This is a genomic window from Colwellia marinimaniae, from assembly GCF_002207865.1.
GTDB classification, from domain to species: Bacteria; Pseudomonadota; Gammaproteobacteria; order Enterobacterales; family Alteromonadaceae; genus Colwellia; species Colwellia marinimaniae.
Genome location: NZ_BDQM01000492.1, coordinates 1 through 240 on the forward strand (window position 1 = coordinate 1; position 240 = coordinate 240).

Here is a 240-nt window from a genome sequence, read left to right on the forward strand (position 1 = left end):
GAGTATCATTAAGTTGAATTGACTCTAGCTTAGCTAAATCCAGAATCGAATGACCCGCAGCTTGATGACGACGTAAAATATCCGCCACAGAACAAGCACAATGGAAGTACTGTTGCATAAATCGCAGTTCTTTACCTTTGTAATGATTGTCATTGGGGTATAATACTTTGGTCAGGTTCCCCGCCTGGATGTGACTTGCTTGTGCAGCAACATAATTACCTTCGTCAAAACGCTCAAGAC

At 42.1% G+C, this 240-nt stretch carries 1 protein-coding gene; it reads right to left on the minus strand.

Features of this window, described 5'->3' with window-relative positions; translation table 11 throughout:
• Nucleotides 1-240 (minus strand): glycogen/starch/alpha-glucan phosphorylase (locus MTCD1_RS20200; protein ID WP_200818718.1); only part of this gene is annotated, 240 nt, incomplete at both ends.